The following is a 15339-nucleotide window of genomic DNA, read 5'->3' on the forward strand; positions in this document are numbered from 1 at the left end:
CGTTTTTTTTGCCCACAGGCAAAGGTTCCGGGTTACCTATTTCAGACCTTGTTTGCCAAGGAAGGCAAACACGGAGCGCCCCATGGAAGGGTTCAAAGCGTTCTGAAATAGGTAACCCGGGCTCTTACCCACGATGAACAAACAGCCAAAGCATCTTGGAAACCACAAATCTTTCATATCGTGAAAAAGAACTTTCCACATCTTAACCATATGTCTACTTATACTTCACTGAACCTGCGATAAGGTAGAGCCATATCTGAGTGAACCAGTTGAGGTGCCGAGGAGTACCTGAGCTGGCATCTTAAACTGAGAATTTTTACGGGAGTACAAACGAATGCAACGCACTGAAGTGAACGGCTTACAAGTCGCCAGCGAACTCTACAACTTTGTGAACGAAGAAGTTCTGCCGGGTGCGGGCGTCGAAAGCGGCGCATTCTGGGCGTCATTCGCTGACATTATTCATGACCTCGCTCCACGCAACCGCGAGCTGCTGGCCAAACGTGACCAGATTCAGGAACAGATGGATGAGTGGTACCGCGCACATCAGAGCGGTTACGACTTCGCAGAATACAAAGCGTTCCTCAAAGAGATCGGCTACCTCGTTGAAGAGGGTCCAGACTTCCAGATCACGACTTCAAATGTTGACCCTGAGATGGCAACCATGGCTGGACCCCAGCTGGTTGTACCTGTATCCAATGCTCGTTTCGCATTGAACGCAGCAAATGCTCGCTGGGGCAGCCTCTATGATGCGCTTTACGGTACGGATGCAATCTCCGACGAAGGCGGCGCAGCAGCAACTAAAGAGTACAATCCAGTTCGCGGTGCCAAAGTTATCGCATTCGGTCGTAACTTCCTCGACGAATCCGCGCCGCTCGCTAGCGGCTCACATGCGGATGCCACCAACTACGCCGTTGCTGATGGCGAGCTGAGCGTAACCGTAAACGGCAGCACAACAGGTCTGAAAGATGCGGCTCAGTTCTGCGGCTACCGCGGTGATGCAGCAGCCCCTTCAGCTGTTCTGCTGGCAAACAACGGCCTGCATTTTGAAATTCAGATCGACGCAGACAGCCAGATCGGTTCAGAAGATAAGGCCGGCGTAAAAGATATCGTCATGGAAGCAGCGCTCACCACCATCATGGACTGTGAAGACTCAGTTGCAGCCGTTGACGCTGAGGACAAAACCCACGTCTACCGCAACTGGTTGGGCCTGGTTAAAGGCGACCTGAGCGAAGAGATCAGCAAGGGTGGCAAAACATTCAAGCGTACCGTGAATGGCGATCGTGAATACACGGGCAAAGATGGCCAGCCAATGGCCCTTAAAGGCCGCTCACTGATGTTTGTGCGTAACGTTGGCCACCTGATGACCAACAACGCCATCATCGACAAAGATGGCAACGAAGTACCTGAGGGCATCATGGATGGCATGATCACCTCGACTATCTCGATTCACGACGTGAAGCACAACGGCAAGTTCAACAACACGGTTACTGGCTCAATCTACATCGTGAAACCGAAGATGCATGGGCCAGAAGAGGTAGCCTTCACCAATGAACTTATGGGCCGCGTAGAGCAGGCTCTGGGCTTGGCTGAGAACACCATCAAAGTCGGCATCATGGACGAAGAGCGTCGCACCACGATCAACCTCAAAGAGTGTATCCGTGCGGCAAGCTCACGCGTCGTGTTCATCAATACCGGCTTCCTCGACCGTACCGGTGACGAGATCCACACCTCAATGGAAGCGGGCCCAATGATTCGCAAAGGCGACATGAAAGCCGCTAAGTGGATTGCAGCCTACGAGAACTGGAACGTGGATACAGGTCTCGCTTGTGGCCTAAGCGGTCGCGCCCAGATCGGTAAGGGTATGTGGGCGATGCCTGATCAGATGGCCAACATGCTGGTACAGAAGATCGGTCACCCGAAATCGGGTGCCAACACTGCTTGGGTTCCATCACCGACTGGTGCCGTACTGCACGCGTTGCACTACCATCAGGTGGATGTATTTGCCCTTCAGAAAGAGCTGGCGAAACGCGAGCGTGCTTCACTGGATGATATCCTGACAATTCCAGTTGAGCGCAACCCACAGTGGAGCGCTGAAGAGATTCAGGCAGAGCTCGATAACAACGCTCAGGGTATTCTGGGTTACGTTGTGCGGTGGGTCGACTCGGGTATCGGCTGTTCCAAAGTGCCAGACATCAATGACGTCGGCCTGATGGAAGACCGCGCAACTCTGCGTATCTCCAGCCAGCACATCGCTAACTGGATCCGTCACGGCATCTGTTCAGAAGAGCAGGTGATGGAGACCCTGAAGCGCATGGCTGAAGTCGTTGACCGTCAGAACGCCAACGACCCAACCTACACGCCAATGGCGGGCAACTTCGACAACAGCATCGCCTTCAAAGCGGCTTGTGATCTGGTTATTGATGGCTGCAAGCAGCCAAACGGCTACACCGAGCCAGCGCTACATGCTCGCCGTCTGGAGCTTAAAGCGGCTCAGTAATAGTGCAGAGTCTAAAAAGCCGGGCGAAGCCCGGCTTTTTTATGTTCAACTCAAAATCTCATCGTCACCTTTGCGCCTATTGCACTGACATCGTTACCTTCGAGTCGGTTAGTACCAACGCCACTAGCATAGGTTATGTCACCCAGCTTAGTAATATTGTAGCCTAGAGAGAACTCAACATTCTCTACCGCGTAGCGAGCACCCAAAGTAATACCTTTGTAACCGTTGTTCACGGTAAAAAGACTATCGGTCGTACCACCACTCGAATTTTCCCAGTTGTAGCTCGCTGAGATAGCAAGGTTGTTGTTTATCCGTCGGGCTATGCCCAACGAGTATTCAGTCGAGTCTTTAAAAGCTGAAGTAGGTCCAGCAAGTGAATCGACTTCGTTATCCGCGACGCTTAACTGTGACTTGCTCCATTTACCCCGGTGAATTGACCCGAGCAATAATGTGTCCTGCATGATGCCAGTCTGAAAATTGAGCGTCATGTACTCTGGGCTTCCACCAGTAGTCTGGTCGGTGACACAACTTGATAGACCACACGTGGATTGAAGCGAAACTGATGTTTTAGCTTGATAAAGAAATTCCACCCTCGCTGCTATCTTTGGTAATTCGTAGCTCACCGCTAGGAAGGGAGACGCGTCACTACCAGAATCAACTATCGGTGCAGTTCGGGAAGCAGCCGCAGTCTCCGCGGTTGCCGTATTGCCAGTTGCTATGAGCGTACCAACATAGATCGGGACGCCAAAAATATCTGCATCTTGGACAGCAAATTTTTCGTTTTTTACGCCAGCCAATACGGATGCATTTTCATTAAACGAGTAGCGAACAATAAGAGCTATCATATCTGCAGTTACATTCACTGTCGGCCCAAAGCTAGGAACCAATCCGGTTCCGCCTTTGCCAGGATAGTTCACGTGAATTGCACCAGAGTCATACGAAGTCAGACCAAAAGACAACTGATCATTGACCTCATAACGCGCAGACAAATTCGACGCATTGCGATCACCGATCAGTGAACCTGTGGTACCAAAGCTACTACCATTAACCGTGAAATCTTTACGCACTGAGCCAAAAGACACGAGGTTCCCTTCATCGTACATGAAGGAGGTGTCCAGTCGTGCGTTCTCGAAGCCACCCGCCTGAACCTGTGCAGTGGCGAGCGCGACGCTAGCCACGAGGAGTTTAATTTTCATTGAACCGACCATTTTTTATCGTTGTGTGTGTTTATGACGACGGAATTCTACATATGTTGCAGAGTTCAGACGATGGGAAGTTTACGATCTGAAATTGAAAACGGCTCATACTTCTCTTCGGCCAGCGCACCTGAGCAGTAAGGCGATCACGACGACTGGCTAGAGCGGTGGATCAACCCTGTCGGGTGTCGAGCCATTAACGCGATACCAACCCGCAATTGAGTAACGATCCCGTTTGGCTGGTAACACTTCGTGAGGAAACTCTTCGCTAAGAAAAAGCACGACGGTACCCATCAGTGGAGTGACCTTTATCCCCTCCTGATCACTATTATCTCTATAGAGTACCAACTCCCCACCATCGTCCGGTCCCCAGCTCTGATTCAGATAAACCACCATTGATAGCACTCGGCTGCGTTGGTCTTGAAACGCGTCATAATGGCGTTTATAAAAGTCGCCGTTGCCGTAGTGTGCGAGGTGACTCTCAAAGGAGAAGAGCCCCATGAAGAGGCGACGATTGAGGTAGGTCTGCAATCTGTCGGCCCAGTCCAACCACCTACGACCGGTTGCCGTTTCCCCGGTAAACCAGCAAATCCGGTCAGTCCGAACAAATTCGTTCTTCATATGTTTATTTTGACGACCGATACCGGCACTGCTGAACTCGTCCTGGTCTAAACCATACAGCTGCTCACAGATCTCTTGTATAAGGACCGGTGGAAGTGCTCCCGGACAGATCGAGTAGCCGTCGGCTTGTAAGTCGAGCGCAAAACGCTCGAATAGACGCTCTTCATCTGTAAAACAGTTAAGATCGATAACCTCGGCGCCTGACATAAGGGGCACTCCTGTGTGAACTAGAAATGCTTTGTATTCCTATAAGCCTGCGTTAGCAATCATTTTTAATTCAGTGGAAGCGATGCTCTCTTATACCGAACAGCAACAGACCTTGGGTGAACAGCTTGCGGCATTTATTCAGCAGCACCCGCGGCTATTTATTTTGACCGGAGCCGGCATCAGCACTGACTCTGGTATCCCATCATATCGTGACTCAACCGGCGCTTGGCGCTCGCCTCCCCCCGTGTTACATCAGGAGTACATGAAGCAGTTGGCTGTGCGCCAGCGCTACTGGGGAAGAAGCTTAGCGGGCTGGCATACCATGCGCGACGCGCAACCGAATACCGGTCATCGAATTCTGGCTGCTATGGAGAGCGCGGGGCTTGTCGAACTACTGGTTACCCAGAACGTCGACCGCCTGCATCAAAAAGCGGGTAGCGAGCGCGTTATCGATCTGCATGGACGCGCGGACATTGTCGCCTGCATGGATTGTAACTTTGAGGTTGATCGCGATCAGATGCACCACTGGTGTCGTGAGCTCAACCCTGACTTCAGTACACCACGCTTCACGGTAGCGACCCGTCCAGACGGCGACAGCGATTTTGAGACAGATTTCAGTACGTTCAATGTCCCGACCTGCCCGCACTGTGAGGGCATTATGAAAGCACGTGTCGTCTACTACGGCGATAATGTCCCTAAAGAGACCGTCTATGAGGCAATTGATGCGCTTGAACGTAGCCGGGCAATGCTCTCGGTTGGCAGCTCACTACAGGTGTTCTCAGGCTTTCGCTTCAATAGACATGCAGCGAGCAAAAATATCCCCCAGGTTGCTTTGACTGAGGGTATAACGCGAGCCGATGAGCTATTGCAGCTCAAACTAGACGGCCCGATCGCCCCGGTGCTGAAGGTATGCGCGGATCGGTTGGGAATCGATTGGAACTAACTGGTTTAGCCTTCTGATATACTGCGCGCAATCTAATCTTGCTCTCGGTTACCCATGTCTATTCCATTCTCTAGCCTTAACCTGCCCGCTGCACAACTCGAAAACATCTCTGAATTGGGTCTCAAAACCATGACAGAGATACAAGCTCAGAGTCTGCCATTGTCATTAGCCGGCAAAGATCTATTGGCTCAGGCACCGACCGGATCAGGCAAAACAGTGGCCTTCTCTCTGCCGTTGTTGGGCAACCTCAAACCGCGCAACTTTGCAGTGCAGGCGCTCGTGCTCTGTCCAACCCGAGAGCTGGCAGGCCAGGTTGCAACCGAAATCCGACGACTGGCGCGCTACCCCGGTAACATTAAGGTTCTAACGCTTTGCGGGGGGCAACCAATCGGTCCTCAGATTGGCTCGCTGGAGCACGGTGCACATGTGATTGTCGGAACACCGGGTCGCGTATCAGACCATATCCGCAAGGGCACCTTGGACCTTCGACAGGTACGGACACTCGTGCTCGATGAAGCCGATCGTATGCTGGATATGGGTTTTCAGGATGAGATTCTGCAGATCGTCAGCTATACACCGGCAGACCGTCAATCGATGCTGTTCTCTGCTACCTTTCCGGACAACATCTCGCAGATTGGGCGTGATGTACTGACTAATCCGGAGCGGGTTCAGGTTGAAGCGATTGCCGAGCAGCAGCCCGATATCGAACAGCGTATCTACCTGACCGATCCAGAGTCGCAGACCGAGGCACTTTTGGCTGTGCTCACCGAGGCGAAACCCGAGGCCGGTGTTGTATTCTGTAACACGCGTGAGCAGTGTAATGATCTAGGCAATGAGCTGCGTCAGTACGGCGTCTCCAGCGGCATACTCCACGGTGACCTGGACCAACGTCAACGCGACCAAATGCTGGTGCGCTTCACCAACGGTTCACTGCGCCTACTGATCGCCACTGACGTAGCAGCGCGCGGCTTAGACATCGATACGGTCGACCTCGTAGTGAACCTTAACCTCCCTCGAGAACGCGCTGTATTCACTCACCGCTGCGGACGCACCGGTCGTGCCGGCCGACAGGGTCTGGCAATCTCGCTGATCTTCGAAAAAGAGCAGTACAAACTGGGTCTTATTGCAGAAGAGATCGGGATGGAACTGAAACCAGAGCAGCCACCGCGTCTAAACGAGAGCAAACTCAGTGTTCTTTCTGCAGAGATGCGCACACTAGAGCTCAGCGCAGGGCGAAAAAACAAGATCCGCCCAGGCGATATCGTTGGTGCGCTAACCGCCACCAAAGAGATCGATGGTAAGCAGATCGGCAATATCAGTGTACAGGACTTCCAGTCCTTCGTAGCCCTCCCGAAAGCGCTGGCTGACCGCGGTCTCGAGATACTGCGAAACCGCTCGCTCAAAGGTAAGAACGTTCGCGTAAGAAAAATCTAGCGGGTAGTGACTTAAGAGGGGGTATGCAGACTCGCTCGAGTCATCCCTGATCGCTCCGTGGCGGTTCCCTACCGCCAAGGGTCTGCATACCCCCTCTCAAGCCACTTAACTACAATATTCTGAGCACTGGTTCATCTAGTTGAGCGAACTGCTCTTTAAGGTCGAGCAGATGCTCGCCCCAATAACGCTCAGTATTAAACCATGGGAAGGCTTTGACAAAGGCGGGATCTTCATGGCGTTTTGCCAACCAACCTGCGTAGTTGATCATACGCAGCGCACGCAGCGGCTCCACCAAGTGCAGCTCGCGTGGATCAAATTCATAGAACTCCTCGTAGCCCGCTAATACCTCAGCAAGCTGCAACTCGCGTTGCCCTCGGTCGCCTGTCAACAACATCCAGATATCCTGAATCGCAGGAGCTGTACGCGCATCGTCAAAGTCGACAAAGTGCGGAAGATCATCGCGCCAGAGGATATTGCCCACATGGCAGTCACCGTGGACACGAATCTGCCGTAGATCTGAATACTCGGCAAAACGCTGCTCTACCCGTCGCAACAGGTCCTCAGAGATCCGCTCATAGGCCTCACGCAGCGAGGTCGGTAAAAAGTTCTGCAGCAAAAACTCGCGGTTCTCCCAGCCAAAGCTCTGCACATTCAGCGCCGGACGCGCGACAAAATCCCGACTGGCTCCCACCGCATGCATACGCCCAAGCGTCTGACCCAAAGTGAAAAGATGATCCATGTCGCCGAGCTCTGGCGCTCGACCGCCCCGACGCGGATAGAGGGCAAAACGGTAATCTCCATGCACAAAAAGGCTGCGCCCTTCGTCATCTTTGAGCGGCGCCACTACAGATAGATCCTGTTCAACTAATTCAAAACAGAGATCATGCTCCTCCTGAATCTGGGCATCACTCCAACGATTCGGGCGGTAGAACTTAGCGATAACCGGCTGCTCAGCCTCAATTCCCACCTGATAAACACGATTCTCATAGCTGTTTAGCTCTAGGATCCGGTAATCGCTTAACCAGCCCTGAGACTCGACGGCGTCAATTACGACGTCAGGCGTCATCTGGTAGAAGGGTTGGCTGTCGCTCATGATGAACTCCGTAATGCTTGATCCGAGGATTATCCTTGTCTCTAGTGCGTATTCATAGGACTTTCCGAGGTGGAATGTCTGTTCACCAAAATTGTGGGCAGAGCCTGTCCCGCTGGTTATTACCCTTTGCGAACGTTCGCAGCCGCGTATTTGCTTGAACCGAAAGGGTACCGGAGTGGGGGAGGCCTTCCCGGACTCTTGGCGGCAGGGACGCCGCCACGAAGCCTACAGGGACGTATTCACGGCGTGTCTGGGAAGGCCTCCGCCACTCCGGTGCGACCATCCGCAAACAAAAAAACCACGATACCAAGAGTACAGTGGTTTTTTGGGTCGCCTCCTGCCTTTTAGGCAGAAGCCTCCTAGAGTGAGGGTGCGATTAGTTTACTTTGGCGTCGAGCTCACCTGAATCGTATAGGGTGGTCATCGCTTCCAGCGAGATCGGCGTGATCTTCGCAGCATTACCCGCTGTACCGAAGGCTTCGTAACGCGCGAAGGCGATATCAGACATCGCCTTAATGGTCTTCGCCAGGTACTTACGCGGGTCAAACTCAGCTGGGTTCTGAGCCATAAACTGACGAATCGTACCAGTCGAGGCCAGCCGCAGGTCAGTGTCGATATTGACCTTACGCACGCCGTGCTTAATGCCTTCCACAATCTGCTCAACAGGGACACCGTAAGTTTCCGGAATCGCGCCGCCAAACTCGTTGATCACCTTGAGCCACTCCTGCGGCACAGAGGATGAGCCGTGCATAACCAAATGAGTTCCCGGGATACGCTCGTGAATAGCGCGGATGCGATCTACCGCCAGAATGTCACCGGTAGGTGGACGCGTAAACTTGTAGGCACCGTGAGAAGTACCCACAGCAATGGCCAGAGCGTCAACCTGAGTCGCCTTAACGAACTGAGCCGCCTCTTCTGGGTCAGTCAGCATCTGGTTATGGGTCAGCTTACCCTCAGCGCCGATGCCATCCTCTTCGCCAGCTTCACCCGTCTCAAGTGAGCCTAGGCAGCCAAGCTCACCCTCAACTGAGACACCACAAGCGTGTGCCATCTCAACAGTGCGGCGCGTTACATCCACGTTGTAGTCGTAGCTGGTTGGCGTTTTGCCATCTTCACCGAGCGAGCCATCCATCATGACTGATGAGAAACCGAGCTGGATGGAACGCTGGCAGACCGCTGGGCTAGTACCGTGGTCTTGGTGCATGCAAACAGGTATATGTGGGAACTCCTCAATTGCAGCCAGAATCATATGGCGCAAGAAGTTCGAACCTGCATATTTACGTGCACCTGCAGAGGCTTGAACAATGACGGGCGCATCGGCACGGTTAGCCGCTTCCATGATGGCACGCATCTGCTCGAGGTTATTGACGTTAAATGCTGGGATGCCGTAGCCATGCTCTGCGGCGTGGTCTAACAGCTGACGCATTGAAATTAGGGCCATGAAGTCTCCTAATTGGCTGAGCAGATGGTCGCTACTCAGCTCTTCTGATTAGTTATCGAACCGAGAACGCAGCATCGCTACTGCGGGCAGCTCTTTACCCTCAACAAACTCGAGGAAAGCACCACCACCGGTCGAGATGTATGATACATCATCTGCAATAGAATACTTGTCTACTGCTGCCAAAGTATCACCGCCACCGGCAATAGAGAATGCACTCGACTGAGCAATTGCCATCGACAGTGTCTTCGTCCCTTCGCCAAACTGATCAAATTCGAATACACCTACAGGGCCGTTCCAGATGATCGTGCCTGCACTCTGCAAGATAGTTGCCAACTTCGCGGCGGATTCAGGACCAATATCCAGAATCATCTCATCCTCGGTCACATCGTCAGCAGACTTAACCACCGCTTCGGCATCCTCAGCAAAGGCCGTGGCCACAACTACATCCGTTGGAATTGGGATTTCACACTTGGCCATCAGCGCTTTGGCGGTATCGACAAGGTCCGCCTCGTAAAGCGACTTACCCACCGGTTTACCGGCAGCAGCTAGGAAGGTATTGGCGATACCGCCACCGACAATCAGCTGATCACACTTATCTGAGAGCGAGTTCAGCACTTCAAGCTTGGTGGAGACTTTTGAGCCACCGACTATCGCTGCCAGTGGTCGGGCTGGCTTATCCAGCGCTTTACCCAGGGCTTCCAGTTCGTTCGCCAATAGAGGACCCGCGCATGCAATCGGTGCAAAGCGGGCGACACCGTGCGTTGATGCTTGAGCGCGGTGCGCTGTGCCGAACGCATCCATGACGTAGACGTCGCAGAGTGCCGCCATTTTGCGAGACAGTTCTTCGTTATCCTTCTTCTCACCAGTATTGAAGCGCACGTTCTCCAGCAGCATGACTTCGCCAGCAGCCACTTCAAAGCCACCATCGACCCAATCTTTGATCAGCTGGACTTCAGCACCCAACAACCTACTCAGGTGCGCAGCAACTGGAGCCAGTGAATACTGCTCTTCGTATTCACCTTCAGTTGGACGCCCGAGGTGAGACATGAGCATGACTGCAGCGCCCCTCTCGAGCGCCAGCTTGATAGTTGGCAGTGAAGCCTGGATGCGAGCATCGGAGGTCACTTTGCCATCTTTAACGGGCACGTTAAGATCTTCACGGATCAGTACACGTTTAGCGCTCAGATCCTGATCTTTCATCAGACGTACGTTCATTATTTCTCCAAATTAAGAGTTGTTATTTCGAATTAGGTTGGAGCTCAAGCCAGCGTTCTGCGACATCGAGCATGCGATTAGCAAACCCCCACTCGTTGTCGAACCAGCAGATCACTTTGAGCAACTTGCCGCCAGAAACACGAGTCTGCGTAGCGTCAATGACCGAGGAGTGACGGTCGCGGTTAAAATCGACAGAGGCGTGAGGCTCCTCGGTGTAGCCAAGATAACCTTTGAGAGCACCTTGAGAAGCCTGTTGCAAAAGTTCATTAACCTCGGCTTCGGTCGTTTCGCGGCTAAGCGTGATCGACATATCCATAAGCGATACATTGATGGTTGGTACGCGCAGGTGCAGACACTTGAAACGCCCGGAGAGCTCTGGAAGCAGCCGATCGATACCTTTATCAAGGCTGGTATCCACTGGAATTATTGACTGCAGCGCACTCCGAGTCAGGCGCAAATCGGTGTGATGGTATGCATCGATAACCGGCTGATCATTCATCGCCGAATGTACAGTCGTGGTTAGTCCCTGCTCAATACCGAAGGCCTCGTGCAGAAGCGATAGAACCGGGATAATCGCATTGGTGGTGCACGAAGCTGCAGAGACGATCTTATGCTCGGCCATCAATTCGGTCTGATTGAGGCCGGCAATAATCGTTGCATCTACATCCGAGCGGGCAGGCTGGGAGAATAGCAGACGTTTGGCCCCCGAACTCAAGTGCCGTTCTGCGGTCTCACGATCGCTAAAAGAGCCGGAACACTCAAACAGAAGGTCCACATTCAGCTCGCTCCAAGGCAGCGAATCTACCTGCTCTTCTCGCAAAACCCGGATAGGCTGTTCATCTACAATAAGGTTGGGCTTTTCAACGCGAACAGACCGTGGAAACCGACCGTGGGTGGTATCGTAACGGGTCAGGTAGGAGACGGTATCGATATCGGAGAGCTCATTGATCGCAACCGGTACCAGCTGGTGCTCAAGACCTCGCTCGTAGATAGCTCGTAACACCGCCTGACCAATACGTCCGTATCCGTTAATCGCGACTCTGTAACTCATCCCTAACCCTAATGTTTGCCAAACGTAATCGAGGCCCTGTGCTAAAACGAAAATGCCCCGACTGATATCGGGGCACCTTTTGTAGCAGGAACGCTAGTGTTAAACCAGCTTTAAACCAGTGCTAAGGCCTGAGCTTTGACATTATCTACGGTAAAGCCAAAGTGCTCAAACAGTGCGCCAGCAGGTGCAGACTCACCAAAGCTAGTCATACCGACAATAGCACCATTAAGACCGACATACTTGTACCAGAAGTCGGCCTGGCCGGCTTCAATGGCCACACGCGCTGTTACAGCTGCTGGCAGTACTGTCTCTTTGTACTCAGCAGACTGTGCATCAAAACGCTCAGTCGAAGGCATAGAGACAACGCGTACCGCTTTGCCTTCGGCTTCCAGTGCTGCAGCAGACTGCATCGCCAGATCCACTTCAGAACCGGTCGCAATCAGGATCAGATCAGGTGTGCCTGTGCTGTCTTTAAGTACGTAGCCACCTTTGGCGATCGCAGCAATCTGCGCTTTATCGCGGCCCTGGTGCGCAAGGTTCTGACGCGAGAATATCAGTGCACTTGGGCCATCAGTACGCTCTACTGCCTGACGCCAAGCAACTGCAGACTCAACCGCATCACAAGGGCGCCAAGTCTCCATGTTTGGCGTGTAGCGCAAGCTCGCCATCTGCTCAACAGGCTGGTGGGTAGGTCCATCTTCACCGAGGCCGATAGAGTCGTGAGTGTAGACGTAGATCGCGCGCTGCTTCATCAGGGCAGCCATACGAACGGCGTTGCGCGCATACTCCATAAAGATCAGGAAGGTACCGCCGTACGGGATAAAGCCGCCATGCAGCGCAATACCGTTCATGATTGCGTGCATCGCAAACTCACGCACACCGTAGTTAACGTAGTTACCGCCCGCGTTGTTCGCACGAATTGGGTCAGAACCTTTCCACATTGTAAGGTTAGAGCCTGCCAAATCAGCCGAGCCACCAAGTAGTTCAGGAAGAATTGGGCCCAGCGAGTTGATGGCGTTCTGTGAAGCTTTACGTGACGCGATTGTGTCACCCGCCGCCGCAACTTCAGCAATCCACTTATCAGCCTTTTCAGCGAAGTCAGTAGGAAGGTCTCCGGCCAGACGGCGCAAGAGTTCTGCGGCCAGCTCTGGGTAGGCCTCAGTGTAAACTGCGAGCTCCTCGTTCCACTCGTTCTCAGCCTGGCTGCCTTTAGTACGTGCATCCCAACCCTCCGCGATCTCAGCTGGGATCTCAAATGGAGCGTGCGGCCAATCAAGTTCTTTGCGTACCAGAGCGATCTCATCGTCACCGAGTGGTGCACCGTGACAATCTTCTTTGCCCTGCTTGTTAGGTGAGCCAAAACCGATAATTGTTTTACAGCAGATCAGTGTCGGCTGATCTTCGTTTGAGCGTGCCGCTTCGATGGCATCGCGGATCTGATCGGGGTTGTGGCCATCAACACCACGGATCACCTGCCAACCGTATGCTTCAAAGCGCGCTGGAGTATCGTCGCTGAACCAACCTTCAACTTCACCGTCGATAGAGATGCCGTTGTCATCCCAGAAGGCGATCAGTTTACCCAGGCCCAGTGTACCTGCCAGTGAGCAAGCCTCGTGAGAGATACCTTCCATCAAACAGCCATCGCCCATGAACGCATAGGTGTAGTGATCGATGATCTCGTGGCCTTCGCGGTTAAACTGACCCGCCAGAGTCTTCTCAGCCAGAGCGAAACCCACAGCATTGGTGATACCCTGACCCAGCGGTCCGGTGGTTGTCTCAACGCCTGGGCAGTAACCGTACTCAGGGTGGCCTGCAGTCTTGGAGTGCAGTTGACGGAAGTTCGACAGATCTTCAGCGCTAACGTCATAACCACTCAGGTGCAACAATGAGTAGATCAGCATAGAGCCGTGACCGTTGGACAGCACGAAGCGGTCGCGATCAAACCAGTGCGGATTGCTCGGGTTGTGCTTGAGGAAGTCGTTCCACAGAACTTCGGCAATGTCTGCCATACCCATAGGCGCACCTGGGTGACCCGATTTAGCCTTCTGAACTGCGTCCATGCTGAGGGCACGAATTGCGTTTGCGAGCTCACGACGTGAGGACATCTGACTTACTCCTGTCGACGTACAATTTTAAGGCGCTAATTTTCCCTTAGTTGACGCAAAGGTTCAAACAAAGATGCCCGAAAATTAGCGCTTTTCATGTGAAGGTCTAATATTTTTCAGCACATTTACGACTTTCTGCCTAGCCTCTGCTGACGGGCTGCGTACAATAGCGCCTAGCAAATATTCTTAAGGACGAAACCAGCCATGAGCGAATACAGCATTTTCACCTCTGAATCAGTTTCTGAAGGCCACCCAGACAAGATCGCCGACCAGATCTCTGACGCGGTTCTTGACGCGATTATCGCTGAGGACAAATACGCACGTGTCGCTTGTGAAACCATGGTTAAAACCGGTGTTGCTATTGTCTCTGGCGAGATCACTACTAGCTCGTGGATCGACCTAGAAGACCTGGTACGTGGCGTTATCAACGATATCGGTTACACCTCGTCTGATGTTGGCTACGACGGCGATACCTGTGGTGTGATCAACATCATCGGGAAGCAGTCTGTCGATATTGCGCAGGGCGTTGATCGCTCTAAACCTGAAGATCAGGGCGCAGGTGACCAGGGCCTGATGTTCGGTTACGCCTCTAACGAGACTGAAGTACTGATGCCAGCGCCGATCACCTACGCACACCGTCTGGTAGAGCGTCAGGCTGAAGCACGTAAATCAGGTCTACTGCCATGGCTGCGTCCAGATGCAAAATCTCAGGTAACCTGCCGTTACGAGAACGGTAAGCCTGTCGCAATCGATGCAGTCGTGCTTTCGACCCAGCACAACCCAGAAGTATCGCAAGAAGACCTGCGTCATGCTGTTGAAGATCTGATTATCAAAAAAGTGTTGCCGCCTGAACTGCTGCACGCCGGCACCAAATACCACATCAACCCTACTGGCAAGTTCGTGATCGGTGGACCTGTTGGTGACTGTGGTCTTACAGGCCGTAAAATCATCGTCGATACCTACGGCGGTATGGCACGTCATGGTGGTGGTGCGTTCTCCGGTAAAGATCCTTCGAAAGTTGACCGCTCAGCAGCTTACGCGGGCCGTTATGTAGCGAAGAACATCGTTGCCGCCGGCTTGGCTGACCGCGTTGAGATTCAAGTCTCTTACGCAATTGGTGTCGCTGAGCCAACCTCAGTCTCTATCAACACCTTCGGTACGGGCAAAGTATCCGATGAGAAGATCATTGAATTAGTGCGTGAGCACTTCGATCTGCGCCCATACGCGATCACCAATATGCTCGACCTGCTGCACCCAATGTACCGTCAGACCGCAGCCTACGGACACTTCGGGCGTAACCCCTTCGAGATGACTGTGGGTAATGACACCTTCACCGCTTTTCCATGGGAGAAGACTGACAAGGCTGATGCGCTTAAATCAGCCGCTGGTCTTTGATACGCAGTTTGAACTAGCGCTACCGCCGGTTACTTTCTCAGGGACGCCGTAAATCCGTCCATGGAGGCTTCGTGGCAGCATCCTTGCTGCCAAGACCCTTAGAAAGCAACCGACGGCATCGCCTCCAAAATTTCATCGCTT

11 protein-coding genes are annotated in these 15339 nt (G+C 53.0%); 4 read left to right on the forward strand and 7 right to left on the reverse strand.

Annotated features, from left to right (window positions below):
- Positions 1–334 precede the first annotated feature (334 nt).
- Positions 335–2497, forward strand: a complete 2163-nt coding sequence (locus tag AC1WNR_RS14790; RefSeq protein WP_481645259.1) for a malate synthase G — start codon at positions 335–337, stop codon at positions 2495–2497.
- 50 nt (positions 2498–2547) lie between these two features.
- Here AC1WNR_RS14790 and AC1WNR_RS14795 read toward each other — a convergent pair whose 3' ends face one another.
- Both AC1WNR_RS14795 and AC1WNR_RS14800 read right to left on the reverse strand, forming a co-directional pair.
- Positions 2548–3693: a hypothetical protein gene (locus AC1WNR_RS14795; RefSeq protein ID WP_481645260.1), complete on the reverse strand. Its 1146-nt coding sequence runs from the start codon at positions 3691–3693 to the stop codon at positions 2548–2550.
- Between the two features lie 159 nt (positions 3694–3852).
- Positions 3853–4521, reverse strand: a complete 669-nt coding sequence (locus tag AC1WNR_RS14800) for a 2OG-Fe(II) oxygenase (protein ID WP_481645261.1) — start codon at positions 4519–4521, stop codon at positions 3853–3855.
- Positions 4522–4603: 82 nt separating this feature from the next.
- On the opposite strand from AC1WNR_RS14800, the gene AC1WNR_RS14805 reads away from it, so the two are divergent.
- Together AC1WNR_RS14805 and dbpA are read left to right on the forward strand one after the other, a co-directional pair.
- Positions 4604–5464 carry an NAD-dependent protein deacetylase gene (locus AC1WNR_RS14805; protein WP_481645262.1) on the forward strand — a complete coding sequence of 287 codons (861 nt, stop codon included), beginning with the start codon at positions 4604–4606 and terminating at the stop codon, positions 5462–5464.
- 54 nt (positions 5465–5518) lie between these two features.
- Entirely contained in the window at positions 5519–6898 is a 1380-nt protein-coding gene (dbpA, locus tag AC1WNR_RS14810; protein ID WP_481645263.1) for an ATP-dependent RNA helicase DbpA, read from the forward strand.
- Positions 6899–7007: 109 nt separating this feature from the next.
- Here the strand turns inward: dbpA and AC1WNR_RS14815 are convergent, their stop codons facing one another.
- The 5 genes from AC1WNR_RS14815 to tkt all read right to left on the reverse strand — a co-directional run bounded on the left by AC1WNR_RS14815 (position 7008) and on the right by tkt (position 13803).
- Complete coding sequence (locus AC1WNR_RS14815; RefSeq protein WP_481645264.1) at positions 7008–7991, reverse strand: serine/threonine protein kinase; 984 nt, start codon at positions 7989–7991, stop codon at positions 7008–7010.
- A 376-nt stretch (positions 7992–8367) separates the two neighbouring features.
- Positions 8368–9432, reverse strand: coding sequence for a class II fructose-bisphosphate aldolase (gene fba / locus AC1WNR_RS14820; RefSeq protein WP_481645265.1), 1065 nt, complete (start codon positions 9430–9432; stop codon positions 8368–8370).
- A gap of 48 nt (positions 9433–9480) precedes the next feature.
- Positions 9481–10647: a phosphoglycerate kinase gene (locus tag AC1WNR_RS14825; RefSeq protein ID WP_481645266.1), complete on the reverse strand. Its 1167-nt coding sequence runs from the start codon at positions 10645–10647 to the stop codon at positions 9481–9483.
- A 22-nt stretch (positions 10648–10669) separates the two neighbouring features.
- On the reverse strand, positions 10670–11698 hold the full coding sequence (locus AC1WNR_RS14830; RefSeq protein WP_481645267.1) for a type I glyceraldehyde-3-phosphate dehydrogenase: 1029 nt from the start codon (positions 11696–11698) through the stop codon (positions 10670–10672).
- Between the two features lie 110 nt (positions 11699–11808).
- Positions 11809–13803: a transketolase gene (gene tkt / locus AC1WNR_RS14835; RefSeq protein WP_481645268.1), complete on the reverse strand. Its 1995-nt coding sequence runs from the start codon at positions 13801–13803 to the stop codon at positions 11809–11811.
- 204 nt (positions 13804–14007) lie between these two features.
- Here tkt and metK point away from each other — a divergent pair, with 204 nt between their 5' ends.
- Positions 14008–15198, forward strand: a complete 1191-nt coding sequence (metK, locus tag AC1WNR_RS14840; protein WP_481645269.1) for a methionine adenosyltransferase — start codon at positions 14008–14010, stop codon at positions 15196–15198.
- Positions 15199–15339: the final 141 nt, after the last annotated feature.

This window comes from Marinobacterium marisflavi, assembly GCF_982447095.1.

Coding starts and splice junctions, on each gene's coding strand:
- AC1WNR_RS14790 (WP_481645259.1), top strand. CDS start 335: ATGCAACGCACTGAAGTGAACGGCTTACAAGTCGCCAGCGAACTCTAC.
- AC1WNR_RS14795 (WP_481645260.1), bottom strand. CDS start 3,693: ATGAAAATTAAACTCCTCGTGGCTAGCGTCGCGCTCGCCACTGCACAG.
- AC1WNR_RS14800 (WP_481645261.1), bottom strand. CDS start 4,521: ATGTCAGGCGCCGAGGTTATCGATCTTAACTGTTTTACAGATGAAGAG.
- AC1WNR_RS14805 (WP_481645262.1), top strand. CDS start 4,604: ATGCTCTCTTATACCGAACAGCAACAGACCTTGGGTGAACAGCTTGCG.
- dbpA (WP_481645263.1), top strand. CDS start 5,519: ATGTCTATTCCATTCTCTAGCCTTAACCTGCCCGCTGCACAACTCGAA.
- AC1WNR_RS14815 (WP_481645264.1), bottom strand. CDS start 7,991: ATGAGCGACAGCCAACCCTTCTACCAGATGACGCCTGACGTCGTAATT.
- fba (WP_481645265.1), bottom strand. CDS start 9,432: ATGGCCCTAATTTCAATGCGTCAGCTGTTAGACCACGCCGCAGAGCAT.
- AC1WNR_RS14825 (WP_481645266.1), bottom strand. CDS start 10,647: ATGAACGTACGTCTGATGAAAGATCAGGATCTGAGCGCTAAACGTGTA.
- AC1WNR_RS14830 (WP_481645267.1), bottom strand. CDS start 11,698: ATGAGTTACAGAGTCGCGATTAACGGATACGGACGTATTGGTCAGGCG.
- tkt (WP_481645268.1), bottom strand. CDS start 13,803: ATGTCCTCACGTCGTGAGCTCGCAAACGCAATTCGTGCCCTCAGCATG.
- metK (WP_481645269.1), top strand. CDS start 14,008: ATGAGCGAATACAGCATTTTCACCTCTGAATCAGTTTCTGAAGGCCAC.